This window comes from Curtobacterium sp. MCBA15_004 (assembly GCF_001865055.2).
Lineage (GTDB): Bacteria > Actinomycetota > Actinomycetes > Actinomycetales > Microbacteriaceae > Curtobacterium.
Window position 1 is genome coordinate 2,000,979 of the sequence record NZ_CP126266.1, and the last position, 24,696, is coordinate 2,025,674.

Annotated in this window: 24 protein-coding genes; 1 reads left to right on the plus strand and 23 read right to left on the minus strand. The window is 73.3% G+C overall.

The window, feature by feature from the left end; all coding sequences use genetic code 11:
• Positions 1 to 35: 35 nt before the first annotated feature.
• The 12 genes from trpC to QOL16_RS09430 all read right to left on the minus strand — a co-directional run bounded on the left by trpC (position 36) and on the right by QOL16_RS09430 (position 10,285).
• Complete coding sequence (gene trpC / locus QOL16_RS09375) at positions 36 to 836, minus strand: indole-3-glycerol phosphate synthase TrpC (RefSeq protein ID WP_065959303.1); 801 nt, start codon at positions 834 to 836, stop codon at positions 36 to 38.
• Positions 837 to 849: 13 nt separating this feature from the next.
• Positions 850 to 1,089: an HGxxPAAW family protein gene (locus QOL16_RS09380; RefSeq protein ID WP_065959132.1), complete on the minus strand. Its 240-nt coding sequence runs from the start codon at positions 1,087 to 1,089 to the stop codon at positions 850 to 852.
• Entirely contained in the window at positions 1,086 to 1,820 is a 735-nt protein-coding gene (locus tag QOL16_RS09385; RefSeq protein WP_065959134.1) for a Trp biosynthesis-associated membrane protein, read from the minus strand. Before QOL16_RS09385 ends, QOL16_RS09380 begins: the two co-directional genes overlap by 4 nt.
• Positions 1,817 to 3,367: an anthranilate synthase component I gene (locus tag QOL16_RS09390; RefSeq protein ID WP_071282614.1), complete on the minus strand. Its 1,551-nt coding sequence runs from the start codon at positions 3,365 to 3,367 to the stop codon at positions 1,817 to 1,819. Before QOL16_RS09390 ends, QOL16_RS09385 begins: the two co-directional genes overlap by 4 nt.
• Entirely contained in the window at positions 3,364 to 3,816 is a 453-nt protein-coding gene (hisI, locus tag QOL16_RS09395) for a phosphoribosyl-AMP cyclohydrolase (protein ID WP_065959139.1), read from the minus strand. The genes QOL16_RS09390 and hisI overlap by 4 nt, the downstream gene beginning before the upstream one ends.
• 153 nt (positions 3,817 to 3,969) lie before the next feature.
• Complete coding sequence (gene hisF / locus QOL16_RS09400; RefSeq protein WP_254780163.1) at positions 3,970 to 4,779, minus strand: imidazole glycerol phosphate synthase subunit HisF; 810 nt, start codon at positions 4,777 to 4,779, stop codon at positions 3,970 to 3,972.
• Positions 4,776 to 5,615, minus strand: a complete 840-nt coding sequence (gene hisG, locus QOL16_RS09405) for an ATP phosphoribosyltransferase (protein WP_065959140.1) — start codon at positions 5,613 to 5,615, stop codon at positions 4,776 to 4,778. Before hisG ends, hisF begins: the two co-directional genes overlap by 4 nt.
• Positions 5,616 to 5,685: 70 nt before the next feature.
• The gene (locus QOL16_RS09410) at positions 5,686 to 5,949 is read right to left on the minus strand and encodes a phosphoribosyl-ATP diphosphatase (protein ID WP_058742152.1); all 264 of its coding nucleotides are present in this window, start codon (positions 5,947 to 5,949) and stop codon (positions 5,686 to 5,688) included.
• A gap of 152 nt (positions 5,950 to 6,101) precedes the next feature.
• Entirely contained in the window at positions 6,102 to 6,761 is a 660-nt protein-coding gene (rpe, locus tag QOL16_RS09415) for a ribulose-phosphate 3-epimerase (protein ID WP_065959142.1), read from the minus strand.
• Positions 6,758 to 7,537 (minus strand): Abi family protein, encoded by a 780-nt coding sequence (locus QOL16_RS09420; protein WP_071282616.1) that lies wholly within the window; start codon positions 7,535 to 7,537, stop codon positions 6,758 to 6,760. The genes rpe and QOL16_RS09420 overlap by 4 nt, the downstream gene beginning before the upstream one ends.
• Positions 7,538 to 7,727: 190 nt before the next feature.
• Positions 7,728 to 9,353 (minus strand): RsmB/NOP family class I SAM-dependent RNA methyltransferase, encoded by a 1,626-nt coding sequence (locus QOL16_RS09425; RefSeq protein WP_083393801.1) that lies wholly within the window; start codon positions 9,351 to 9,353, stop codon positions 7,728 to 7,730.
• Positions 9,350 to 10,285, minus strand: a complete 936-nt coding sequence (locus QOL16_RS09430) for a methionyl-tRNA formyltransferase (RefSeq protein ID WP_071282618.1) — start codon at positions 10,283 to 10,285, stop codon at positions 9,350 to 9,352. Before QOL16_RS09430 ends, QOL16_RS09425 begins: the two co-directional genes overlap by 4 nt.
• 168 nt (positions 10,286 to 10,453) lie before the next feature.
• Here QOL16_RS09430 and QOL16_RS09435 point away from each other — a divergent pair, with 168 nt between their 5' ends.
• Complete coding sequence (locus QOL16_RS09435) at positions 10,454 to 10,909, plus strand: DUF4383 domain-containing protein (protein WP_065959146.1); 456 nt, start codon at positions 10,454 to 10,456, stop codon at positions 10,907 to 10,909.
• Positions 10,910 to 11,070: 161 nt separating this feature from the next.
• Here the strand turns inward: QOL16_RS09435 and QOL16_RS09440 are convergent, their stop codons facing one another.
• The 11 genes from QOL16_RS09440 to pyrR all read right to left on the minus strand — a co-directional run bounded on the left by QOL16_RS09440 (position 11,071) and on the right by pyrR (position 24,674).
• Complete coding sequence (locus QOL16_RS09440) at positions 11,071 to 13,290, minus strand: hypothetical protein (protein WP_071249550.1); 2,220 nt, start codon at positions 13,288 to 13,290, stop codon at positions 11,071 to 11,073.
• A gap of 39 nt (positions 13,291 to 13,329) precedes the next feature.
• Complete coding sequence (gene metK, locus QOL16_RS09445) at positions 13,330 to 14,544, minus strand: methionine adenosyltransferase (protein WP_065959153.1); 1,215 nt, start codon at positions 14,542 to 14,544, stop codon at positions 13,330 to 13,332.
• Between the two features lie 5 nt (positions 14,545 to 14,549).
• Positions 14,550 to 14,813 carry a DNA-directed RNA polymerase subunit omega gene (gene rpoZ, locus QOL16_RS09450; RefSeq protein WP_071249552.1) on the minus strand — a complete coding sequence of 88 codons (264 nt, stop codon included), beginning with the start codon at positions 14,811 to 14,813 and terminating at the stop codon, positions 14,550 to 14,552.
• A 103-nt stretch (positions 14,814 to 14,916) separates the two neighbouring features.
• Positions 14,917 to 15,831 (minus strand): guanylate kinase, encoded by a 915-nt coding sequence (gene gmk / locus QOL16_RS09455; RefSeq protein ID WP_253181516.1) that lies wholly within the window; start codon positions 15,829 to 15,831, stop codon positions 14,917 to 14,919.
• Positions 15,828 to 16,721 (minus strand): orotidine-5'-phosphate decarboxylase, encoded by an 894-nt coding sequence (gene pyrF, locus QOL16_RS09460; protein ID WP_370692518.1) that lies wholly within the window; start codon positions 16,719 to 16,721, stop codon positions 15,828 to 15,830. The genes gmk and pyrF overlap by 4 nt, the downstream gene beginning before the upstream one ends.
• 2 nt (positions 16,722 to 16,723) lie before the next feature.
• Entirely contained in the window at positions 16,724 to 20,002 is a 3,279-nt protein-coding gene (gene carB / locus QOL16_RS09465; RefSeq protein ID WP_071282620.1) for a carbamoyl-phosphate synthase large subunit, read from the minus strand.
• Entirely contained in the window at positions 20,002 to 21,201 is a 1,200-nt protein-coding gene (gene carA, locus QOL16_RS09470) for a glutamine-hydrolyzing carbamoyl-phosphate synthase small subunit (RefSeq protein ID WP_071249555.1), read from the minus strand. Before carA ends, carB begins: the two co-directional genes overlap by 1 nt.
• The gene (locus QOL16_RS09475) at positions 21,201 to 21,743 is read right to left on the minus strand and encodes a hypothetical protein (protein ID WP_083394904.1); all 543 of its coding nucleotides are present in this window, start codon (positions 21,741 to 21,743) and stop codon (positions 21,201 to 21,203) included. The genes carA and QOL16_RS09475 overlap by 1 nt, the downstream gene beginning before the upstream one ends.
• A complete protein-coding gene (locus QOL16_RS09480) occupies positions 21,740 to 23,095 on the minus strand; it encodes a dihydroorotase (RefSeq protein ID WP_071282622.1) in 1,356 nt (451 codons plus the stop codon). The genes QOL16_RS09475 and QOL16_RS09480 overlap by 4 nt, the downstream gene beginning before the upstream one ends.
• The gene (locus QOL16_RS09485; protein ID WP_065959169.1) at positions 23,092 to 24,054 is read right to left on the minus strand and encodes an aspartate carbamoyltransferase catalytic subunit; all 963 of its coding nucleotides are present in this window, start codon (positions 24,052 to 24,054) and stop codon (positions 23,092 to 23,094) included. The genes QOL16_RS09480 and QOL16_RS09485 overlap by 4 nt, the downstream gene beginning before the upstream one ends.
• Positions 24,051 to 24,674 carry a bifunctional pyr operon transcriptional regulator/uracil phosphoribosyltransferase PyrR gene (gene pyrR / locus QOL16_RS09490; protein ID WP_071282624.1) on the minus strand — a complete coding sequence of 208 codons (624 nt, stop codon included), beginning with the start codon at positions 24,672 to 24,674 and terminating at the stop codon, positions 24,051 to 24,053. The genes QOL16_RS09485 and pyrR overlap by 4 nt, the downstream gene beginning before the upstream one ends.
• Positions 24,675 to 24,696 lie beyond the last annotated feature (22 nt).

Below are 24,696 nucleotides of genomic sequence, written 5' to 3' on the forward strand. Positions count from 1 at the left end.
CCGGAGTCGGGCGCGGCCGGTGGGACGGAGCGCGGTCAGGCGCGCGGGCGGCCGAGGCCGTCCGCGGCGGCGATGAACGACGCGAGGGTTGCGGCCGGGTCGGTGCCCGTGACGAGCGCCTCCCCCACCAGGACGACGTCGGCACCCGCGGAGCGGTAGTGCGCGACGTCGGCGGGACCGGCGACGGCGGACTCGGCGACGCGGACGACCCCGTCGGGGATCCGGTCGGCGAGCGAGCCGAACAGGTCGCGGTCCAGCGAGAAGTCGGTCAGGTCACGGGCGTTCACGCCGAGGATGCGTGCCCCGGCGTCGAGGCCGCGCGCGACCTCGTCGGCGGAGTGCGCCTCGACGAGGACGCGCATGCCGAGCTCCTCGGCCAGGCCGTGCAGCTCGACGAGCCGCTGCTGGTCGAGGGCCGCGACGATGAGCAGCACGAGGTCGGCGCCGGACGCACGTGCCTCGACGACCTGGTACGGGTCTGCGATGAAGTCCTTGCGGAGCACCGGCACGCCGACCCGGGCCTTGACGGCCTCGAGGTCGGCGAGGCTCCCGAGGAACTTCCGCCCCTCGGTGAGCACGCTGATCGTCGACGCACCGCCGCGCTCGTAGTCGGCGGCGAGTGCGGCCGGGTCCTCGATCGCGGCCATCGAGCCGCGGGACGGGCTCGCACGCTTGACCTCGGCGAGGATCTTCACGCGGTCGCCGGGGGCCAGGAACTCCAGGGCGTCGAGCGGCGACGCGACCCGGTCGAGGTCGCGTTCGACGTCGGCGTAGGGGCGGTCGAGGCGCCGGGCTTCGGCGTCCTCGAGCGCACCGGCGACGAGGGTCTCGAGCACGTTCGCCACGGGACTACTCCGCGTGGTGCTTGGCGACGTACTTCGGGCCGTTGACGCCGTAGCCGGCCTTGCCCATGACGGCGCCCACGATCAGGCCGACCACCACGACACCGGCCGAGGCCCAGACGCCCCACGCCATGTCGAACCAGAAGAACAGCGTCCCGGCCGCGAACCCGATCAGCATGATCACGACGGCGGTCCAGGCGGCGGGCGAGTGGCCTTCGCCGAGTTCTGCGGGCTCAGTGTTGCTCACGGTGCTCCTCGTTCGGTTCCGGCGTCGTCGTCCGATCGACGCCCCTGCGATCCTACCGCGCCGGTCGTGGTGGGCTCCCCCACCGCGCCGCCCTGCGCACCGTCGAGGACGGTCGGGTCGTCGCCGGCGCTGAGGTCGTCCCAGTCGGTGATCGCATCGCGCTGCGCCGGTGCCGCAGCCCGTGCCGCCGCGGCCGCACCGGTCGTCTGCGCGCCGTACTTGCGGGTCGGACCGGGCCAGGACCGCTGGAGCACCAGGACCGCGACGCCGAGCAGGACCGCGAGGACGCCACCGGCGATGCCGACGGCCGGCCAGACGGTCACGACGACGCTCGCGACGGTTCGGCGCACGGCGTCGATGTCGCTCACGCCGGCGACCCCGCCCACGGCGCCCTTCGACGCGGCGACGGGATCGGCCAGTGCCGAGGCGCCGGTGAGGACGACACCGGCACCGAGCAGCACCTCGACGACTCCGAGCACGACCCGGAGGACGCGGCCGGCGATCGTGAGCGCGAGGAACAGCGCGAGGCTGGCGATCGCGAGGGCGGTGTACTGCGGCACCGCGGCCGCGCCGTCCGCGACGACCTGCGACACCACGGCGGTCCCGGCGTGGAGCCGCACGGTGAACCAGGTCTGCGTCCACGAGAGCATCACGATGCCGGCCACCGCGAGGCCGCCGACGACCACCAGCGGGCGCGACCGCGCGCGGGTCAGTGACCGGGTGCGGCTCACGGACGCACCTCGCGCATCCGGTTCGCCGTCGCGACCGCGCGCAGCGGGGCCGCCGCCTTGTTGACGGCCTCGACGTGCTCGGTGTGCGGGTCGGAGTCGGCGACGAGCCCGGCGCCGGCCTGCACGCGCGCGACGCCGTCCTTGATCAGGGCGGTGCGGATGGCGATCGCCAGGTCGGCGTCGCCCGCGAAGTCGAAGTAGCCGACGACACCGGCGTACGCGCCGCGCTTCGCCGGTTCGAGCTCGTCGATGATCTCGAGCGCGCGTGGCTTCGGCGCACCGGACAGGGTCCCGGCCGGGAACGTCGCGCGGAACACGTCGATCGCGGACGCCCCGGGCCGGACCGACCCCTCGACGCTCGACACGAGGTGCATGATGTGGCTGAACCGCTCGACCGTCATGAACTCGGTCACGGCGACCGTGCCCGGCTCGCAGACCTTCTGCAGGTCGTTGCGGGCGAGGTCGACGAGCATGAGGTGCTCGGCGCGCTCCTTCGGGTCGGCGAGCAGTTCCTCGCCGAGACGGACGTCCTCGACGGGCGAGGCCCCGCGCGGACGCGATCCGGCGATCGGGTGCGTGATGGCCCGGCCGCCCTGCACCTTGACGAGCGCCTCGGGCGACGCGCCGACGATCCAGAACCGCTCGTCGGCGGTGTCCGCGAGCGACAGGAAGTACATGTACGGGCTCGGGTTGAGCGTCCGCAGCACGCGGTAGACGTCGAGCGGGTCGGCGGTGACCTCGTGGTCGAACCGCTGCGAGATGACGACCTGGAAGACGTCGCCGTCGCGGATGAAGTCCTTCGACCGGACCACCGCGGCCATGTAGTCGTCGGGAGAGGTGCGGTGGGTCGGGGTGGGCTCGGCGATCTCGAACGCCTCGGCCACGGTCGCGACGGTCGGCTGCACGAGGTCGGCCTGCATCCGGTCGAGTCGTACCTGGGCGTCGCTCCACATCGCGTCGGCGTCGTCGGTGCCGTCGTTGAGGACGCTCGCGACGAGCAGCACGAGTCCGGTGCGGTGGTCGAGCGCCGCGAGCTCCGACACGAAGGACAGCGCCTGTCCCGGGACGTCGAAGTCCGCGGGCGGGGCGTCGGGCAGGTGCTCGAGCTGACGGACGGCCTCCCAGCCGACGAAGCCGACCGTGCCGCCGACGAGGGGCGGGGTGCCCGGGACGCGCGGGGTCGCCCAGCGCTCGTGCAGTCGTGCGAGCACCTCGAGCGGCGCGCCGTCGAGCGAGCCGACCGCGCGCTCGGCGCTGATGCCGGTGTCGATCCAGGCGGCGCGGTCGCCCTCCTGCGTGAGCACACCGAAGCTGCGCACGCCGACGAAGGACCAGCGGGACCACAGACCGCCCTGGCCGGCGGACTCCAGCAGAAACGACCCGGGACGACCGTCCGCGAGCTTGCGGTAGACGCCGACCGGGGTCTCGCTGTCCGCGTAGAGCGCGCGGACGACCGGGACCACCCGGTGGTCGGCGAGCAGACCGTCGTACGCGGCGCGGGTCGTCGTGCGCGGCTCGTCGGAGCCGTGCGCGGTCGCCGCGCTCACCGTGCCGCTCCGTCCGACGTGGCGGCGTCGGTGAGTGCGGTCCAGGCCGCGACGGCCTCGTCCGCGGCGGACCCGGCGGGCGGCGCGGAGGCCGTGACCGGGTCGAGCGGGTCGACGTCGAAGCAGCGGTGCGCGCCGGTGTGGCACGCCGCACCGACCTGCTGCACGGTGACGAGCAGGGTGTCGTCGTCGCAGTCGAGCGCCGCGGCACGCACGTACTGGGCGTGGCCGGACGTGTCACCCTTGCGCCAGTACTCCTGCCGGGAGCGTGACCAGAAGGTCACCCGGCCCTCGGTCAGGGTGCGGCGGAGGGCTTCCCGGTCCATGTAGCCGAGCATGAGGACGTCCTTCGTGGACTCCTCCTGCACGACGGCGGGGAGCAACCCGTCCGCACCGAACCGCGCGCGGTCGAGGACCGCGTCCGTGCTGGTGCTGGTGCTGTCGGTCATGAGGCTCCTAGCCTACGGCGTGCCGGACGGGGGGGGGCGCGGGGCGGGCCCGCCCCGCGCCTCCCGTCCGGCCGTGGTCGCGCCACGGGGCGGGGGCAGGGCCCACGCGCCTCGGGTCCACCACGGGGCGGGGGCGCGGTCGACGAGGACTGGTCAGCGGACGACGAGACCGTCCGCGCGCAGCGCGGCCTTGACGTCGCCGATGGTCATCTCGCCGCGGTGGAAGACGCTCGCCGCGAGGACCGCGTCGGCGCCCGCCTCGACGGCCGGGGCGAAGTGCTCGATCCGGCCCGCGCCGCCGGACCCGATCACGGGGACGGAGGACACCGCGCGGACCGCGGCGATGAGCTCGAGGTCGAAGCCGTTCTTCGTGCCGTCGGCGTCGATCGAGTTGACGAGCAGCTCCCCCGCGCCGCGTTCGACGCCCTCGCGCGCCCACGCGATCGCGTCGAGGTCGGACTCGGTGCGCCCGCCGTGCGTCGTCACGACGAAGCCGGACGGCATCCGGTCGGACCGCTTGACGTCGAGCGAGAGCACGACCGCCTGCGCGCCGAAGCGGTCCGCGATCTCGCCGACCAGGTCGGGCCGGGCGATCGCGGCGCTGTTCACACCGATCTTGTCGGCGCCGCACTGCTGCAGGCGCGACACGTCGTCGACGCTGCGGACCCCACCGCCCACCGTCAGCGGGATGAACACCTGCTCGGCGGTTCGCGTCACGGTGTCGTACATCGTCGCGCGGTTCTCGACCGTCGCTCCGACGTCGAGGAAGGTCAGTTCGTCGGCGCCCTGCTCGTAGTAGCGCGCCGCGAGCTCGACCGGGTCGCCGGCGTCCTGCAGGTCCAGGAAGTTGACGCCCTTGACGACGCGACCGCCGTGCACGTCGAGGCACGGCACGACGCGCACGGCGACCCCGCCGACCGCCGCCGGTACACCGGACACGCCCGGCTCCGCTGCGTCGGTCACAGGCGTGCGGCGTGGATCGGGCTGACGAGGATGGCGCGTGCGCCGAGGTCGTAGAGCGCGTCCATGATGAGGTTCGCGTCCTCGCGCGGGATCATCACCCGCACCGCCGACCAGTCGCGGTCGTGCAGCGGCGACACGGTCGGCGACTCGATGCCCGAGGCGACCGCGGTGGCCTGTTCGAGCAGGCCGGTGGGGATGTCGTAGTCGAGCATCACGTAGCCGCGGGCGACGAGCACGCCCTGCAGCCGACGGCGCAGGACGTCGATGCCCGGGATCGACTCGTCGGTCGAGATGAGCAGCGCGGTCGACTCGAGGATGACCGGGCCGAAGATCTCCAGGCCGGCGGCGCGGAGGGTGCTGCCGGTCGAGACGACGTCGGCGACCGCGTCGGCGACACCGAGGCGCACCGCACTCTCGACGGCGCCGTCGAGCTTGACGAGGGTCGCGGAGACGCCGTGCTGGGCGAGGAACTCCCCGACCAGGCCGGGGTAGCTGGTCGCGACCCGCACGCCGTCGAGGTCCTGCAGCTCGGTGAATCGGCCGGGCGTGCCCGCGAAGCGGAACGTCGAGTCGGCGAACCCGAGCGCGTCGACCTCGTGCGCCGCCGAGCCGGAGTCCAGCAGCAGGTCGCGACCGGTGATGCCGACGTCGAGCGCCCCCGACCCGACGTACGTCGCGATGTCCCGCGGACGGAGGAAGAAGAACTCGACGCCGTTGCGCTCGTCGAGCAGGTGCAGCGCCTTCGGGTCGCGGCGACCGGCGTACCCGGCCTCCTTGAGCATCTCGGAGGCGGTCTCGGACAGCGAGCCCTTGTTGGGCACGGCGATGCGGAGCATCAGGGTCTGCTTTCTGCTGGAGGTCGGGACGGCTGCGGGGGCGGTGGCGCTCGGTGCGCGACACGCCTGCCTACAGATGTCGCCAGACGTCCGCCGGGGTCAGGCCCTTCGCGACCATGAGGACCTGCAGGTGGTAGACCAACTGCGAGATCTCCTCGGAGGTGCGCTCGTCGCCCTCGTACTCGGCCGCCATCCAGACCTCGGCGGCTTCCTCCACGATCTTCTTGCCGATCTGGTGCACGCCTGCGTCCAGTTCGGCGACGGTGCCGGAGCCCTCGGGGCGCGTCCGCGCCTTCTCGGTCAGCTCCGCGAACAGGTCGTCGAACGTCTTCACGGAGGACAGGCTACCGTCCCCGGCCGCCCCGGCGGACCCACCCACCGGGACACCGGCGGTCACGCCGACGTCCGCACCGTCGTCCGCACCGTCGGCCGCTCCGGTCGGCCGGGAGGCGCGGGCCGGGTCCGACGCGCCGGTCGCGTCGGCGGTCACGCGCGTGCCGCCGCGGCTGCCGCCCGCAGGTCGGCGATGCGCTGCGACGGTTCCCCGCCGTAGACGGCGGACCCCGCGACGAGCGTGTCGGCACCGCTGCGGACCGCCTCGGGCACCGTGTCGACCGCGATCCCGCCGTCGACCTCGAGCCACACGTCGAGCCCCGAGGCGTCGACCGCTGCGCGGGCGTCGGCGAGCTTCGGCATCACGGACGGCATGAACGACTGGCCGCCGAAGCCCGGCTCGACCGTCATGAGCAGGACCATGTCGTAGGCGTCGAGGTGCCGCAGCACGTCGGTCACGGGCGTCCCGGGCTTGATCGCCACCGCCGCGCGGGCGCCGTTCGAGCGGATCGCCGCCGCGGTCGCCACGGGGTCGGCCGCCGCCTCGAAGTGGAACGTGACGCTCGACGCACCGGTCTCGGCGTACTTCGGCGCCTGCGTGTCGGCGTCGGTGATCATCAGGTGCACGTCGAGCGGCACCGGGGAGACCTCCTGCAACCGCTGCACGATCGGCAGGCCGAGGGTGAGGTTCGGCACGAAGTGGTTGTCCATCACGTCGACGTGCACCAGGTCGGCGCTCTCGATGCGGTGCAGTTCCCGCTCGAGGTTCGCGAAGTCGGCGGACAGGATGCTCGGCGCGATGCGGATGGTCACCGGACAAGCCTACCGACGCGGCTGTGCAGCGTCGCGTGACGCCCAGAGCGGCGAGGTCCGCCTGGCCGGGGCAGCCGAGGCTGCTTCGCGTAGACGCGGTTGAACACGCGACCGTGGTGGGCGCACACGTTGCGCAGGACGTTGAGCGCTCGGAGCCAGGACACCATCTGCGGCGGCCGGAGGTCGAACGTGCTCGCGACGGACCGCTGCACCGGTGGCGACACGAAGCTGAAGAGTCTCGTCAGCGCTCCCCAGTCCATGACCTCGACCGCGGCCCAGACCGGCAGCCGTCCCCCGTACGACGCGCGATGGTGCTCGACGAACTCGTCGCGCGAACGGGCGACCTCGGCGTGGTGCCGCCGGAGCCACTCGTCGTGGTCGCGTCCGTCACGCGCGAGCGGACCGAGCAGGTCGGGCCGGAGGTGGGCGCACGGGTCGACCCGCCCGAGCGCGTCGCCGAGTCGAGCACGGACGACGAGTTCGACCGCTCCGAGCGCGCCGAGCACGGCGGTTCGGAGGCGTTCGTCGAACGAGTGCAACGCGAGGACGTCGTCGAGGGTCGAGCCGGGGACGAAGGAGTCGGTGCGGCGGTCGCCCTGGAGGACACGGAAGGGGTACCAGTACCCGCTCAGCCGGTAGTAGCCGATCTGCCGGAGTCGGTCGACGGCGATGCCCTCGTCGTCGATGTGCAACCCGCGGCCGCGGAGCAGGACGACCTGTTCCTCCGGAGAGCAGTAACGCTCGACCTCGGACATCGACCCCCACTCGATCCGCACCCCGTCGACACCGTGCGACGGAACCGACCTTCCCTGCGATCAGCGGCCCTGACAGCGGGCCGTCCCCGATGACGGGACGCCCCCGACAACGAAGAGGACCGGCCCTGGACCTGCTGAGCAGGCGGAACCGGTCTTGTCCGACCAACATATCAGACGCCCTCCGACACTGCAACGGGTCGGGCGTGCTGCGTCAGGCGGTCCGGCGGAACAGCGCGACGAACATGGCGTCCGTGCCGGTCCGGTGCGGCCAGAGCTGCACCGTCCGACCGTCGGCGACCTGCGGGTCACGGGCGGCCACCGCACGGACGATGCCCGCGGTGTCGAGCTGTTCGAGCACGTCGCCGTGCCGGGACATCAGCGCGTCGACCTGCCCGCGCGTCTCGGCGAGGTGCGGCGAGCACGTGACGTACGCGAGCGTGCCGCCGGGTGCGAGGGCCCGGACCGCGGCGTCGAGCAGCTCGGTCTGCAGGGCCGCCAGCTCGGGGACGTCCTCGGGCTGCTTGCGCCACCGTGCCTCGGGCCGCCGTCGCAGGGCACCGAGTCCGGTGCACGGCGCGTCGAGCAGGATGCGGTCGAAGCGCTCGTCCCCCGGTGCGCCGAACCGTCGTGCGTCGCCCTGGCGGACGGTCACCACGGATTCGTCGGCGACCGTGGACAGCGCCTTCCGGACCAGCCCGGCGCGGGCCGGCACGAGTTCGTTCGCGACCAGGGTCGCGCCGCCGACGCGGGCCTCGGCGGCGAGGAGCGCCGCCTTGCCGCCGGGCCCGGCGCACATGTCGAGCCAGCGTTCGCCCGGCCGCACCGCCGAGGACCGGCTCAGCGCGAGGGCCGCGAGCTGCGAACCCTCGTCCTGCACGCGCAGGCGTCCGGCGGCGACGCCCGGCACCCGGGCGGGGTCGCCGGAGACGCCACGGATGCCGACGGGTGAGACCGGGCTGCGGTCCGCCTCGACCACCACGTCCGGGACGGGAGGCGCGGCGTCCGTGCCGTCGGCGGCTCGCGGCCCCGACGTGGTCACGGACGGGTCCCCCGTTCCGTCGGACGACTGGTCGCGGTCGACGGCGTCGGTCACGTCGTCCTCCGTCGCGGCCGAGGGCCGGGCGCGGTCGGCAGCCGCGGAGGCGTCGTCCTCCGGTGCCGACGCGGGTGGGCGGACCGCGGTGCGCACGTCCTCGTCGGTCGCGAGTCCGGGCAGCGCCACGAGCTGGACCCGCGGCGCGACGTTGTCGGCCGCGAGCAGCGCCGCGAGCTCGTCGCGGGACCGTTCCGCCGCCAGGGCGTCCCGCAGGGCCGCGACCACCCACGCTGGGTGTGACCAGCGGGTCGCGAGCAGGGCGTCGCCCGCCCGGCCCTCGGTGATCGAGGCGTCCCACTCGTCGTCGGTGCGGGCGGCGACCTTGCGCAGCACGGCGTTCACGAAGCCCGTGGCCCGGCGCGCGCCGACCTCGCGTGCGAGCTCGACGGTCGCCGAGACCGCCGCGTGCACGGGCGTGCGCATGCCGAGGAGCTGGTGCACACCGAGCCGCAGCACGTCGAGCACGTCGGCTTCGACGTTCTCGACACGGCGTCCGGACGCGACGCCGATGATCGCGTCGTAGCGACCGAGCATGCGGATCGAGCCGTAGGTGAGCTCGGTCGCGAACCCCGCGTCGCGGGCGGACAGGCCGGCACGCCGGATGCGGCTCGGCAGCAGGAGGTTGGCGTACGCGTCGTCGACCTGCACGGCGCGGAGCACGTCGAACGCGACCCGCCGCGCACTCGTGGTGCGCGGACCCGCCGGGCGCCCGCCCTGCGGACGGCGTGGTGCGGCGCTCACGACAGCACCGCCGAGGTGAGGTCGCCGAGCCCGCGGGCCCAGGCGGCACCGTCCATCGCCTTCTTGCCGGCGGGTTGGACCTCGGTGAGCACGAGCGGGTCGTCGGCGGTCCCGACGAGCAGCCGACCGCCGTGGAGGGCGAGCGCGCCGGGGGCGAGCGACGGGACGGGCTCGGACGAGCCTGGCGACAGGCGGGCGCTGCGGAGCAGCTTGACCCGCGTCTCGCCGAGGTGGGCGTACGCACCGGGCTCGGGCGTGACGCCGCGCAGGTGGGCGTGCACGACGGCGGCGGGCGCGGCGAAGCGGACCAGGCCGTCCTCGATCGTGGTCTTCGGGGCGGTGGTCGGGGTGCCGACCTGCTCGCGCGCGACGGCGGTCCCGTCGGCGATCGCGTCGACGACCCGCAGAACGGTGTCGGCGCCGCGCTCGGCCATCGCCGCGAGGACCTCGCCCGCCGTGGCCTCGGCGTCGATCGTGAACGGGTCGCTCGCGAAGACCGGCCCGGCGTCGAGGGCCTCCACGAGCTGGAAGACGGTGGCGGCGGTGCGGGTGTCGCCGGCCATGACCGCACGCTGCACGGGAGCGGCGCCCCGGTAGGCGGGCAGGTCGGAGAAGTGCAGGTTGACCCACCCGTGACGGGGCGTGTCGAGGGCGGGCCGACGGAGCAGGGCCCCGTACGCGACGATGACCCCGAGGTCGACCCCGAGGTCGGCGATCCGGGCGGTCACCTCGTCGTCGACACGGACGGCCTCGATCACCGGGAGCCCGAGCTCCTCGGCGGCCTGGGCGACCGGGGTCGGCGTGAGGACGCGCTTGCGGCCCTGCGGCGTCGGCGGGCGGGTGAGCACGGCGGCGATCTCGTGGTCGGACGCCGCGAGGCGGCGGAGGGTGGGGACGGCCGCAGCGGGGCTGCCGGCGACGACGAGACGCATGGCATCCATGGTCCCACGGGCCGGGCCGCCGCCAGCACTCCTCCACAGCCCGTGACGCCCTCCACAGCAGACCGCTCTGTCCACGGCACGCGCGAACGCGTCGGACTGAGAACGGCCCGTGAAGATCCTGCGTAGCGTCTGCACCACAGCGATCGAAGGAGCACCACCATGTCTGACGTCACCACGTCCACCAACCGCTACGCGGGCTCGTCCGTCCAGAAGGTCGCGCTCGTCGTCGGCATCGTCTTCCTGCTCGTCGGGATCGCCGGGTTCGTCCCCGGCCTGACCTCCGGCGACCTCGCCGGTGCCGGCCACGGCTCGATGGCGATGCTGCTCGGGATCTTCCAGGTCTCGGTGCTGCACAACGTCGTCCACCTGCTGTTCGGCGTCGTCGGCCTGCTCGCGGCCAACCGCGCCAGCGGCTCCCGCATGTACCTCGTCATCGGCGGCATCGTCTACTTCGTCCTCTGGATCTACGGCCTGTTCACCGCCGGCCACAGCACCGGAGCGAACTTCGTGCCGCTCAACAACGCCGACAACTGGTTGCACCTCGTGCTCGCCGTCGGCATGGTCGCGCTCGGGATCATCTTCCCGCGCGGCCGTCGCACCCCGGTCAGCGCCTGACGCCCATCCGGCTCGGTCGACCTCGGTCGGTCCGGCCGGTCCGCCCCCGAGCGGCACCCGCGCCACGCCACGTCGGCGGTTGCTCGTAGCGACATCTCGCTGCGAGCAACCGCCGACCGTGCGTTCCGGGGCGTTCGGGGATGCCCGGGCAGGGACGGGGGTCAGACCTCGCTGAAGGGTTCGACGTCGTCCATCCGCACCCGGAGCGTCGGGGCGGCGCGGCGCCGGTTGCCGCCCGGCAGCACGCGGCGGGTCGACGACCGCCGGATGACCTCGGCCTTGAGGGTCGCCGCGACCTCGGCGCCGTGCGCGTACGGGAAGCGCACGATCGCCCGGACCGTCCCCGGGACCGGGTCGTCCGGCGCCGGGACCGGGCCGAGCACGGGGCCGGCCGTGGCGTCACCGAGTGCCTCCACCGCGGCGGTCACCGCTTCGTCCGTGCCCGTCAGCGTCGCCACGCGGACCGCCGGCGGGAAGTGCAACGCCCGGCGGTCGACGAGTTCGTCGTGCGCGGGGCCGTCGAGCCGCCAGAGCGCCATCGCGGTCGCGAGCCGTCCCCCGATGCCGACGAGGTACACCTCAGCGCCCGGTGCCCCCTTCGCGGCGGCACCGGTCCAGAAGCGCAGCACGTCCTCCTGCACGCGCAGGCCCTCGCGGGCGAGCATGCGCTCACCGTCGAGCAGCAGTACGCAGGCGTAGCCCCCGGGCACGTTCGGCTCGGCGCCGCGCGTCGCCACCACGACGGACGGGCGGGCGGGGACCTCGTCGAGCGGGCGTGAACCGTCCGCGACGACGATGCGCGTGCCGGGGAACGCCCGACCGAGCTCGTCGGCCGTGCGCTGCGCCCCCTGTCCGACGGCCTTGACGGTCCCGTTGCCGCAGGTCGGGCAGCGGAACCCGACCGCGAGGGCGCCGCAGAACCGGCACTGCGGTGTGGCGCCGCGGTGGGGCTGCCCGAGCGGGCCGCCGCACACGCGGCAGTGCGCACGCTCCCCGCACTGCGCGCAGACGAGTCCGGTGCCGAACCCGGGGCTCGCGACCTGCACGAGCACCGGTCCCTCACGACTGGCCTCACGGGCAGCGCGCCATGCGGTGCTCGGGATGCGGGCCTGCGCGGCGTGGCCCTCGGCCGCCGACTGCTGCACGGTCGGGATGACCTTCGGCGTCCGCACGCGGTACGGCGTCACCTCGTCGAGCCAGTGCAGCTCGACGAGGCGTTGCACGTCGGTGCTCCGCGCGTGCGAGACGAACAGCAGACCGGCGCCCGACTGTGCGGCCCGGATGAGGGCGACGTCGCGCGTGTGCACGTACGGCGCGCGCGGCTCGACGAACGAGGCGTCGCCGTCGTCCCACAGCACGACGAGTCCGAGCTCCGTCGCCGGCGCGTAGACGGCGGTGCGGTTGCCGATCGCGACCACCGCGTGCGTCCGGGCCTGCAGCAGTGCCTTCGCACGCTGCCCGTTCGTCTGCTTCGCGTCGAACCGCACGACGCGTTCCGGCGGCAGCACGGCGAGCAGCGCCCGCTCGAGGTCCTGCACGTCGCGGAAGTCGGGGACCGCGACGACCGCGGACCGCTCGGCGGCCAGCGCGTGCGCGGCGGCCTGGGCGACGGTGGCGGCCCAGCCGGGCACCCACACGTCGTCGGGGCCCGCGCCGAGCGGTGACGACCCGCCCGGGGTCGAGGCCGGCGCCGGTGCCGTCGCGGCCGGCACGTCCGCCGCCGCGGACGGCGCGTCCGCCGTCGCAGACGCCTCGGGGTGCGTCGCAGACGCCTCGGGGTGCGTCGCAGACGGCTCGGCGTGCGCCGAGGGCGGGGCGCCCGCCGTCGCAGACGCGACATCTGGAGTCGAGGACGGCGCGGCCGCCGCCGACGGACCACCCCGGACCGGGCGGAGCGCCACCGGGTGCGGCACCGCGGCCACCGCAGCCCGACCGCGCTCGGCGACCAGCGCCTCCAGGACGCCCTCGGCGTAGCCGGTGACCGGCGGGGCGACGACCGGCGGCGGCGACCACGACGTGTCCCGGGCGAGCCAGGCCTTCTCGGCACGGACCTGCCGGGGCGGGACCGCGAGCCGGAGCACGTCGGACGCCACCCCCGCCGCACGGTCGGCGACGGCACGGGCGAGCGTCCAGATCTCGGGCGCGAGCACCGGGACCGGCGAGAGCACCTGCTCGATCGGACTCAACTCGCCCGGCCAGTCCCCCTCGGAGACGAGTTCGACGACGTAGGCGTCCGACATCCGGGCACCGGTGCGCAGCGGCACCTTCACGCGGACCCCGGGCACGCAGTCGTCCTCGAGCTCGGCCGGCACCCGGTAGTCGAACAGACGGTCCAACTGCGGGAGCGGCGAGTCGAGGACGACGCGCGCGACGGTGGTCACACGGTGCCCGGACGTCGGCGGGACGGACGCACGCGGTGCCTAGACGGCTGCGGCGACGAGCCCTGCTGCAGCGCGGAGGGCGTCGACACGGTCGAGCTGCTCCCAGGTGAACCCGGGCAGCTCGCGGCCGAAGTGCCCGTACGCGGCGGTCTGCGCGTACCGCGGCTTGAGCAGGTCGAGGTCGCGGATGATCGCGGCCGGACGGAGGTCGAAGACCTCGAGGATCGCGGCCTCGATCGTGGCGTCGTCGACGTGGCCGGTGCCGAAGGACTCGACGTACAGCCCGACCGGCTTCGCACGGCCGATGGCGTAGGCGACCTGGACCTCGAGGCGGTCGGCCAGGCCCGCTGCGACCGCGTTCTTCGCGACCCAACGGAGCGCGTACGCGGCCGAACGGTCGACCTTCGACGGGTCCTTGCCGCTGAACGCGCCACCGCCGTGGCGGGACGCGCCGCCGTACGTGTCGACGATGACCTTGCGCCCGGTGAGCCCGGCGTCGCCCTGCGGACCGCCGATCTCGAAGCGGCCGGTCGGGTTCACGATGACGTCGACGTGCGACGAGTCGAGGTCGACCAGGTCGAGCACCGGACGGATGACGTGCTCGGTGATCTGCGCGGTGAGCTCGGCGAGCGTGACGGCCGGCGAGTGCTGCGTCGAGAGCACGACGGTCTCGACCGTCTTCGGCACGACGCCGTCGTACCCGACGGTGACCTGGGTCTTGCCGTCCGGACGCAGGAAGTCGAGCTGCCCGGTCTTGCGGACCTCGGCCAGACGCTCGGCCAGTCGGTGCGCCAGCCAGATCGCGACGGGCATGTACTCGGGCGTCTCGTTCGTCGCGAAGCCGAACATGATGCCCTGGTCGCCGGCACCCTGGCGGTCGAGCGGGTCGACGCCGGCACCGGAGCGCGAGTCGAGCGACTCGTCGACCCCCTGCGCGATGTCCGGGGACTGCGCACCGATCGACACCTCGACACCGCAGGTGCGGCCGTCGAAGGACACCTCGGACGAGTTGTACCCGATGCCCGTGATGACGTCACGCACGAGCTTCGGGATCTCGACGTAGCCCGAGGTGGTGACCTCGCCGGCGACGTGCACCAGACCCGTCGTCACCATCGTCTCGACAGCGACGCGCGCGTGCGGGTCGACCGTGAGCAGGGCGTCCAGGATCGTGTCCGAGATCTGGTCGCAGATCTTGTCGGGGTGCCCCTCCGTCACCGACTCGGACGTGAAGAGGCGCAGGTTGGTGCTCGTCACCGCGATCAGTCGGCGGGCTGCTGCTGCTTGGTGACGGTCAGCTTGTCCTCGTTGATCTCGTGGAGAGCGACGGACAGCGGCTTGTCGTCGATCGTCGAGTCGACGAGCGGGCCGACGTTGTCGAAGAGCGAACCCTCGTGCAGGTCGGCGTAGTAGTCGTTGATCTGGCGCGCGCGCTTCGAGGCGAAGATGACGAGCGCGTACTTCGACTCCACCTTGGCGAGCAGGTCGTCGATGGGCGGGTCGATGATGCCCTGGGGGTTGGCCATGGTGTCTCCTGTCGGCAGCGGATGCGTGGGGCGCGACGCCGACCGGGGCCGGACTCGCGGGACGCGCTGCCGGAGCTGGCCGGCGGGCGCGGGGACGCCCGTGTCAGGGCGCAGAGAACAAGTCTACGACCTCGCGTGCCGCGGTGCCGACATCGGAGTTCACGATCCGCACGTCGAACTCGTCCTGGGCGGCCAGTTCGACCTTCGCGGTCTCGAGCCGTCGCGCCTGTTCCTCGGCGGACTCGGTGCCGCGGCCGATCAGTCGACGGACGAGCTCGTCCCACGTCGGCGGGAGCAGGAACACGAGCACGGCCTCGGGCATGGCGTCGCGCACCTGCCGGGCGCCCTGCAGGTCGATCTCGAGCATCACCTTGTCGCCGGCGTCGAGCGCACGGTCGATCGGCGGACGGGGTGTGCCGTAGCGGTAGGAGTTGTGCACGACCGCCCACTCGAGCAGCTCGCGGTCGCGGATCATCCGGTCGAACTCGGCGTCGTCCACGAAGTAGTAGTGCACGCCGTCGACCTCGCCGGGACGCGGCTTGCGGGTCGTCGCCGAGACGCTGAGGTTCACGTCCGGGTACTGCTCGCGGATGTACGCGCTCACCGTGCCCTTGCCGACGGCGGTCGGTCCGGCGAGCACGACGAGCTTCGACGCCCCGCGCTTGCGGCCACGTGCGGCGAGCCAGTCGGCGAGGGCCGTCCGCTGCCGGGACCCGAGTCCGCCGAGGCGCTTCGACGGCGCGATGCGGAGCTCGCCCATCACGGCCTCGGCGCGTGCGGGACCGATGCCGGAGATGCTCGTCAGCAGGTCGCGCACCCGCAGGGACTTCTCGGCGGGCAGGTCGGCGTCCGACCAGGCGGCCCGCGCCACCTCGAGGGGGCTGCGCTCCCCCGAGGCGACCTGGGCCTTCACCGCGGCCCGGGCGCGTCGCGCGGCGACGGCTGCGCGGGCGGCGGCGACGCGGTCGACCTCCGGCGGGTTGCGGTGCGCGGGCAGGGCGTCGCGGTCGTCGGTCACGCGGCGACCGCCAGGGCTGTGCGGATGCGGTCCGCACGGTCGCGCACGAGCGCCGCGACACCGTCCGGTCCGTCGACGAGCAGCCCGCGCGACTCGCTCACCAGGACCTGCTCGGCACGCGCGCCGTACAGCGACCGGAGGTCCTCGATGCGGGCGCCCTGGGCTCCGAAGCCCGGGGCGAGCACCGGCGCGGAGCCGATGGCCTGCGCGTCGATGCCGAAGTCGTCGAGGTCGAGGGTGGCGCCGAGCACGAGCCCGACGTCCCCGAGCGGCTGGTCGCCGCCGGTCCGGTTGTCGTCTGCCACGTCCAAGACGATACCGGCCGCCACGCTCCGTCCGGCACGCGGGCCCTCCGCGACGACCGCGGTCTGGAGCAGGCGCGCCTCCGGGTTGCTCGTCGCGGCGAGCACGAAGACCCCGGCGCCGTTCCGGCGCGCGACGTCGACGGTGCCGGCCAGCGATCCGTAGCCGAGGTAGGGCGACACGGTCATCGCGTCCGCCCGGAACGGCCCGTCGCGGTCGAGCCACGCGAGCGCGTAGTCGTCACCCGTCGAGCCGATGTCGCCCCGCTTGACGTCGGCGACGACCAGGAGGCCCGCATCGCGTGCCCGACGCAGGGTCGCGTCGAGCGCACGGTAGCCCGCCACCCCGGCCGCCTCGAAGAAGGCGACCTGCGGCTTCACGATCGCCGCGCGGCCGGCGGCCGCGTCGACCAGGGTCGCGCCGAAGGCCGTCAGGCCGGCCTCGTCGCGGCCGAGCCCCCACGCCGCCAGGGTGGCGGCGTGGGGGTCGATGCCGACGCACAGGGGGGAACGCTCCCCCACGGCGGCGGCGAGCCGCACGCCGAAGGGGGTCGCGCCTCCCGGCCGGTCCGTGACCACGTCGGTCACCGTCACCAGCTCGCGCGCTCGAGCGCGTAGTCCTGCAGGCTGCGCGCGCTGAGCGGGGTGCCGATCGTCTCGATCGCGGCGACCGCCGCGCCGAGCTGCGCGATCGTCGTGAAGAGCGGCTTGTCCGCGGCCACGGTCGCCGCGCGGATCTCGTAGCCGTCGGCACGACCGGCCGCGCCGGACGGGGTGTTGATCACGATGTCGACGGCGTCGCGGGCGAGCAGGTCGACGACGCTCTCGCCACCTTCGCTGTACTTGCCGACGAGCGTGACCTCGATGCCGTTGCGGCGCAGGACCTCGGCGGTCCCCTCGGTCGCGGTGATCGTGAAGCCGAGTTGCTGCAGCCGGTGCACGGGCAGGACGACCTGGCGCTTGTCGGTGTCCGCGACGCTCACGAACACGGTGCCGCTCGTCGGCAGCCCGCCGTACGCGGCGTCCTGCGACTTGAGGAACGCGCGCGGGAAGTCGCGGTCGATGCCCATGACCTCGCCCGTGGAGCGCATCTCCGGGCTGAGCACCGAGTCGACGACCTGGCCGTCGTGGGTGCGGAACCGGCGGAAGGGCAGCACGGCCTCCTTGACGGCGACCGGGGCCTGCGGCGGCACCGAGGAACCGTCGCGCTCGGGCAACATGCCCTCGGCGACGAGCGCGTCGATGGTCGTGCCCGTCATGATCCGCGCAGCGGCCTTGGCGAGCGGGATCCCCAGCGCCTTCGACACGAACGGGACCGTGCGGCTGGCACGCGGGTTCGCCTCGAGGACGTAGAGCACACCCGCGCCGATGGCGAACTGCACGTTGAGCAGGCCCTGCACGCCGATGCCGCGGGCGATCTTCTCGGTCGCCGCGACCACGCCGCGGATCTCCGTCTTGCCGAGGCCGACCGGGGGCAGGGTGCACGCCGAGTCACCGGAGTGGATGCCGGCCTCCTCGATGTGCTCCATGATGCCGCCGATGTACAGGCGCTCCCCGTCGAACAGCGCGTCGACGTCGATCTCCACGGCGTCGTCGAGGAACCGGTCCACCAGCAGGGGCAGGTCCGGCCCGATGATCGCCTGGTCGGCCATCCGGTCGAAGTAGTCGGCGAGGGCGCTCGGGTCGTAGACGATCTCCATGCCGCGGCCGCCGAGCACGAACGACGGCCGGACGAGCACCGGGTAGCCGATCTCCTCCGCCACGGCGGTCGCGCTCGCGAGGTCGTGCGCCGTGCCGTTGCGCGGCGCCAGCAGCCCGGCCTCCTCGAGGATGCGCGAGAACTGGCCGCGCTCCTCGGCGGAGTCGATCGCGGTCGGCGTCGTGCCGAGGATCGGGATGCCAGCGGCCTCGAGCGGCTTCGCGAGCCCGAGAGCGGTCTGGCCCCCGAGCTGCACGACCACGCCCACGAGCTCGCCGGACGCCGCCTCGGCGGCGATGACCTCGAGGACGTCCTCGGTGGTCAGCGGCTCGAAGTAGAGGCGGTCCGAGGTGTCGTAGTCGGTGCTCACCGTCTCGGGGTTGCAGTTGATCATGATCGTCTCGAACCCGGCGTCGCTCAGCGCGAAGGACGCGTGCACGCACGAGTAGTCGAACTCGACGCCTTGACCGATGCGGTTCGGGCCGGACCCGAGGATGACGACCTTCTTCCGGTCGCTCGCGGCGACCTCGGTCTCGGTGTCGTACGACGAGTAGTGGTACGGCGTGAGGGCCGGGAACTCGCCGGCACAGGTGTCGACGGTCTTGAAGACCGGGCGGATGCCCAACGCGTGCCGGGCGTCGCGTGCCTCCTGCTCGGAGATGCCGCGCAGGCTCGCGATCTGCGCGTCGCTGAAGCCGTGTTCCTTGGCCCAGCGCACGGTGTCGGCGTCGAGCGTCCCCGCTGCCGCGACCTCGGCCGCGACCTCGTTGATGAGCACGATCTGGTCGATGAACCACGGGTCGATCTTCGTGGCCTCGAACACCTCGTCCGCGGTGGCACCGGCGACCAGGGCCTGCTGCACCGTCACGATGCGGCCGTCGGTCGGGATCCGGGCCTTCTCGAGCAGGGCGTCCTTGTCGAGCTCCGCCGCCGGGGTGTCCCAGTGGAACGACGAGCCGCGCTTCTCGAGCGAGCGGAGCGACTTCTGCAGCGCCGTGGCGTAGTTGCGGCCGATCGCCATCGCCTCGCCCACGCTCTTCATCGTCGTCGTGAGCGTCGCGTCGGCGGCCGGGAACTTCTCGAACGCGAACCGCGGGGTCTTCACGACGACGTAGTCGAGCGTCGGCTCGAAGCTCGCCGGCGTGACGCGGGTGATGTCGTTCTCGATCTCGTCCAGGCGGTAGCCGATCGCGAGCTTCGCGGCGATCTTGGCGATCGGGAACCCGGTCGCCTTCGACGCCAGGGCCGACGAGCGGGACACGCGCGGGTTCATCTCGATGACGATGAGCCGGCCGTTCGACGGGTCGACCGCGAACTGGATGTTGCAGCCACCCGTGTCGACGCCCACGCGGCGGATGATGTCGATGCCGATGTTCCGCATGTTCTGGTACTCGCGGTCGGTCAGCGTCAGCGCGGGAGCGACCGTGATCGAGTCACCCGTGTGGACGCCCACCGGGTCGACGTTCTCGATCGAGCAGATCACGACGGTGTTGTCGAAGTTGTCGCGCATGAGCTCGAGCTCGTACTCCTTCCAGCCGAGGATCGACTCCTCCAGGAGCACCTCGGTGGTCGGGCTCGACTGCAGGCCGTCCCCCACGAAGCGGATGAGCTCCTCCTCGTTGTACGCGAAGCCGGAGCCGAGACCGCCCATCGTGAAGGACGGGCGCACGACGAGCGGGTAGCCGAGGTCCTTCGCGAACTCCTTCGCCTCGTCCAGCGTGTGCGCGATGTGGCTCCGGGCGACGTCGGCGCCGGACTCCAGCACGAGCTCCTTGAAGAGCTGCCGGTCCTCACCACGCTGGATCGCGTCGACCTTCGCGCCGATGAGCTCGACGTCGTACTTCGCGAGGATCCCCTCGGCGTCGAGCTTGATCGCGGCGTTCAGGGCCGTCTGGCCGCCGAGCGTCGGCAGGACGGCGTCCGGACGCTCGATCCGGATGATCTCCTCGAGCGAGGCGCTCGTGATCGGCTCGATGTACGTCGCGTCGGCGAAGTCCGGGTCGGTCATGATCGTCGCCGGGTTCGGGTTGACGAGGATCACGCGGACGCCCTCGGCACGGAGGACGCGGCACGCCTGGGTGCCGGAGTAGTCGAACTCGGCGGCCTGCCCGATGACGATCGGACCGGAGCCGATGACGAGGACGGACTCGATGTCTGCGCGCTTCGGCATCAGTTGGCTTCCTTCGTGACGTCGGCTGCGGGGGTGGTCGCGGTGGCGGTCGCCGCGTCGAGCGGCTCGCCGGCACGTCGTGCGCGGACCATCTCGGCGAACCGGTCGAACAGGTACATGGAGTCGTGCGGACCGGCCGCCGCCTCCGGGTGGTACTGCACGCTGAACGCCGGCACGTCGAGCGCGCGGAGGCCCTCGACGACCTGGTCGTTCAGGGAGTAGTGCGAGACCTCGACACGGCCGAACCCGGCCGGCGACTCGAGCACCTCGCCGAGGGGCGCGTCGACCGCGAAGCCGTGGTTCTGGCTCGTGATCTCGACCTTGCCGGTGGCCGTGTCGAGCACCGGCTGGTTGATCCCGCGGTGGCCGAACGGCAGCTTGTACGTGCCGAAGCCGAGCGCGCGGCCGAGGAGCTGGTTGCCGAAGCAGATCCCGAAGAACGGCCGCCCGGTCCGCAGCGACTCCTGCAGCAGCGCGACCTGCGCGTCGCTCGCCGCGGGGTCGCCGGGGCCGTTCGAGTAGAAGAGCGCGTCCGGGTCGAGCGCCGAGAGCTCGGCGGCGGTGATGTCCTGCGGCACCACGTGCACCTCGAAGCCGCGCTCCGCCAGGTACCGCGTGGTCGACGCCTTGACGCCGAGGTCGAGCACCGCGAGCCGGCCGATCTGCTCGCCGACGGCCGGGACGACGTACGTCTCCGGCGTCGACACGACCGACGAGAAGCTCGCCCCGGCCATCGTCGCCTGCGACCGGACCGCGTCGAGCTGCGCGTCCGGGTCGAGCGCCGCGTCGGCACCGCTGAACACGCCGCCCTTCATGGCGCCCGCGTCGCGGATCCGGCGGGTCAGCGCGCGGGTGTCGATCCCCGAGATGCCGACGATGCCGTCGCGCACCAGGTGGTCGTCGAGCGTCGCGTTCGCGCGGTGGTTCGACACCACGCGGCTGGGGTCGCGCACCACGTACCCGGCGACCCAGATGCGACGGGACTCGGGGTCCTCGTCGTTGACGCCCGTGTTGCCGATGTGCGGCGCGGTCTGCACCACGATCTGCCCGGCGTAGGAGGGGTCGGTGAGCGTCTCCTGGTACCCGGTCATGCCGGTCGCGAAGACGACCTCGCCGAGGGATCGGCCTCGTGCGCCGTACGCCCAACCGTCGTACCGTGTGCCGTCCTCGAGGACCAGTACAGCCCGTTCGCGTGTCATCAGTTCGTCCCTTCGCCCGCGCTCTGCGGGTGGTCGTTCGTCGTCGTCAGTCCCTGCAGGGCGGCCAGTGCGGCCTGGTCTCCCTGCGGGAACCGGAAGTAGGTGTCGAGGTCCGTCGCACCTGCGGCGCCGGTCGCCGTCCATCGCAGACGGACCAGTCCCCCCGGCTCGACCACGCGGTCGATGGCCGTGGTCGCGCGGTCGGCACCGCGGACGTCGCCGGCCTCGATCCAGCGGTCTGCCACCCCGGCGTGGTGCAGCACCACACCGGTGTCGTGCACGGTCACGCCACCGCGGCCCCGGAAGCCGAGTCCGCCCGCCGTGATCCGCTCGAGCGGCTGGTCGGCACGGGTCGTCGCGACGGTGAAGCCGTCCCAGGACCCGGCCGCCGGTCCCAGCCCGGCCGGGACCGGGACGGGAGGCACGGCCGCCGCCTGCGCGCGGGTGCGGGTCCGCCAGGTGCGCGCCATCGCGACGAACAGCAGCGCCACCAGCAGCAGCACCACCCCGCCGGTCAGCCAGCGCAGCCCGTCGCCGCTCACCGGAGCGCCGCCGTCGCGGTCGCCGCGGCGGCCGCGACGGTGTCGGTGTCGACGAGCCGGCCGTCGAGCAGCGTCGGGTAGCCCTGGTGGAAGGTCGCGACGACACGGCCGGGCAGGCGCATGCCGAGGTAGGGCGAGTTCTGCGACTGCCCCGCGAGGTCGTCGACCGAGAACTCGCGCACCGCGGCGGGGTCGTACAGCGTCAGCTCCGCGGGTGCGCCCGCCACGATGCCCTGGCCGTGCCCCTGGACCTGCCCGATCCGCGCCGGCGCCTCGGAGAGCACCCGGGCGACGTCCGCCCAGTCGAGCTGCCCGCTCTCGACCACGGCGGCGTGCACGACGCTCAGTGCCGACTCGAGCCCGACCATGCCGTTCGCGGCGGCCGGCCACTCGCAGCACTTCGCCTCGGCCGTGTGCGGCGCGTGGTCGGTGGCGACGATGTCGATGGTGCCGTCGGCCAGGGCGGCCCGCAGCGCGTCGACGTCCTCGCGGGAGCGCAGGGGCGGGTTCACCTTGTACCGGGCGTCGTACCCGGGCGCACCGTCGACCCCGGAGACGAGGTCCTCGGTGAGCACGAGGTGGTGCGGCGTGACCTCGGCGGTGACGTCGATCCCGCGGGACTTCGCCCACCGGACGACCTCGACGCTGCCGGCGGTCGACACGTGGCACACGTGCAGCCGGGCACCGACGTGGTCGGCGAGCAGCACGTCGCGGGCGATGATCGCCTCCTCGGCCACGGCGGGCCACCCGGCGAGCCCGAGCTCCGACGACAGCCGGCCCTCGTTCATCTGCGCGCCGATGGTCAGTCGCGGCTCCTGGGCGTGCTGCGCGAGCACCCCGCCGAAGCCCTTGATGTACTCGAGCGCCCGGCGCATGAGCAGCGGGTCGGCGACGCAGGAACCGTCGTCCGAGAACACCCGGACCTTCGCCCGCGACGTCGCCATCGCGCCGATCTCGGACAGGTGGGTGCCCTGCAGCCCCTGCGAGACCGCGCCGATCGGGCGGACCGTGACGTAGCCGGCGTCGTCACCGAGTGCCTGCACCTGTTCGACGACCCCCGCGGTGTCGGCGACCGGCGACGAGTTCGCCATCGCGTTGACGGCCGTGAAGCCGCCGGCGGCCGCGGCGCGGGACCCGGTGAGCACCGTCTCGGACTCCTCGAAGCCGGGTTCGCGCAGGTGGGTGTGGAGGTCCACCAGACCGGGCAGGGCGATCAGCCCGTCGGCGTCGACGACCGTGGCACCGGCCACGTCGAGACCGGACCCGACCGCGGTGATGCGCCGCGCCTCCAGGCGGATGTCGGCACGCGAGCCGTCGACCAGCTGCGCGCCGCGGATGAGGTGGGCGGTCATGCGACGGACTCCTTCGGTTCGTGCTCGCCCGTCAGGGCGAGGTACAGGACGGCCATCCGGACCGAGACGCCGTTCGCGACCTGCTCGACCACCGTCGAGCGGGGGTCGTCGGCGGCGACGCCGGCGATCTCGAGCCCGCGGTTCATCGGCCCCGGGTGCATGATCAGCGTGCGCTCGGACAGCGCCGCAGCGCGGGCCGCGGTCAGGCCGAAGTGCCGCGTGTACTCGCGGGGGTTCGGGAAGAACGCGTCGTTCATGCGCTCCTGCTGGATGCGGAGCAGCATCACGACGTCCGGGTCCTCGGCGAGGGCCGCGTCGAGGTCGTGGTGCACCGCCGCGCCGAACGGGCGGTCCACCGCGGGCAGCAGCGTCGGCGGGGCGGCGAAGGTGACCTCGGCCCCGAGGGTGCGGAGGAGCCAGGCGTTGCTCCGCGCGACCCGGCTGTGCAGGACGTCGCCGACGATCGTCACCCGGACGCCGTCGAGGCCCTTCCCGCGGCTCGCACCACCGTGCAGGCGGCGCCGCATCGTGAAGGCGTCGAGGAGCGCCTGCGTCGGGTGCTCGTGGGTGCCGTCGCCGGCGTTCACCACGGGCACGTCGATCCAGTCGGCCTCGGCGAGCACGCGCGGTGCGCCGGAGGCGTGGTGGCGCATCACGATCCCGTCGATGCCCATCGCGCCGAGGGTCTGCACGGTGTCCTTGAGGGACTCGCCCTTCGAGACGCTCGAGCCCTTGGCGGCGAAGTTGATGACGTCGGCCGAGAGGCGCTTGGCGGCGGCCTCGAACGAGATGCGGGTGCGGGTGGAGTCCTCGAAGAAGAGGTTCACGACCGTCTTGCCGCGGAGGGCCGGGAGCTTCCGGACCTCGCGGGTGTTCACCTCGGCCATCTCCTCGGCGACGTCGAGGACGTGGACGGCCTCGGCGCGGGACAGGTCGGCGGTGGAGAGGAGGTGCTTCACGCTGCGCCCCCCTGCTGCTCGGCGGTGCCGGGCTGCACGGGCTGCTCGGTCGCGCTCGGCTGCCCGGGCGTGCCGGGCTGCACGATGACGACCTCGTCCGTGCCGTCGGTCTCGGTCAGCCGCAGCGTGACCCGCTCGTCCGACGCGGTGGGCAGGTTCTTGCCCACGTGGTCGGCCCGGATCGGCAGCTCCCGGTGCCCGCGGTCGACGAGCACCGCGAGGCGGACCGCGCGCGGGCGGCCGATGCCCTGCAGCGCGTCGAGCGCCGCCCGGACGGTCCGGCCGGAGTACAGCACGTCGTCGACGAGCACGACGACCTTGCCGTCGATGCCGCTCGTCGGGATCGTCGTGCGGTGCGGGGCGCGACCGATGCCGTGCCCGAGGTCGTCACGGTGCATCGTGACGTCGAGGGTCCCGACCCGCTGGTCGCGGTCGTGGGCCCACTCGGGCTCGATGTCGGCCAGGACGCGGTCGAGCCGCTCGGCCAGGACGGCACCCCGTGTCGGGATGCCGAGCAACACCAGGTCCGAGGCACCGTGGTTGGCCTCGAGGATCTCGTGTGCGATGCGTGTCAGAGCACGCGTGATGTCGGACTGATGCAGGACCGTTCTGGTTCCCACGCCGACCTCCTTCCCCGCCTCA

What these genes read in the sequence shown, in the direction of transcription:
- hisI (WP_065959139.1), bottom strand. Translation starts at nt 3,816, where the DNA reads ATGACCGACAGCACCAGCACCAGCACGGACGCGGTCCTCGACCGCGCG.
- hisG (WP_065959140.1), bottom strand. Translation starts at nt 5,615, where the DNA reads ATGCTCCGCATCGCCGTGCCCAACAAGGGCTCGCTGTCCGAGACCGCC.
- QOL16_RS09430 (WP_071282618.1), bottom strand. Translation starts at nt 10,285, where the DNA reads ATGCGTCTCGTCGTCGCCGGCAGCCCCGCTGCGGCCGTCCCCACCCTC.
- QOL16_RS09435 (WP_065959146.1), top strand. Translation starts at nt 10,454, where the DNA reads ATGTCTGACGTCACCACGTCCACCAACCGCTACGCGGGCTCGTCCGTC.
- rpoZ (WP_071249552.1), bottom strand. Translation starts at nt 14,813, where the DNA reads ATGGCCAACCCCCAGGGCATCATCGACCCGCCCATCGACGACCTGCTC.
- carB (WP_071282620.1), bottom strand. Translation starts at nt 20,002, where the DNA reads ATGCCGAAGCGCGCAGACATCGAGTCCGTCCTCGTCATCGGCTCCGGT.
- carA (WP_071249555.1), bottom strand. Translation starts at nt 21,201, where the DNA reads ATGACACGCGAACGGGCTGTACTGGTCCTCGAGGACGGCACACGGTAC.
- QOL16_RS09480 (WP_071282622.1), bottom strand. Translation starts at nt 23,095, where the DNA reads ATGACCGCCCACCTCATCCGCGGCGCGCAGCTGGTCGACGGCTCGCGT.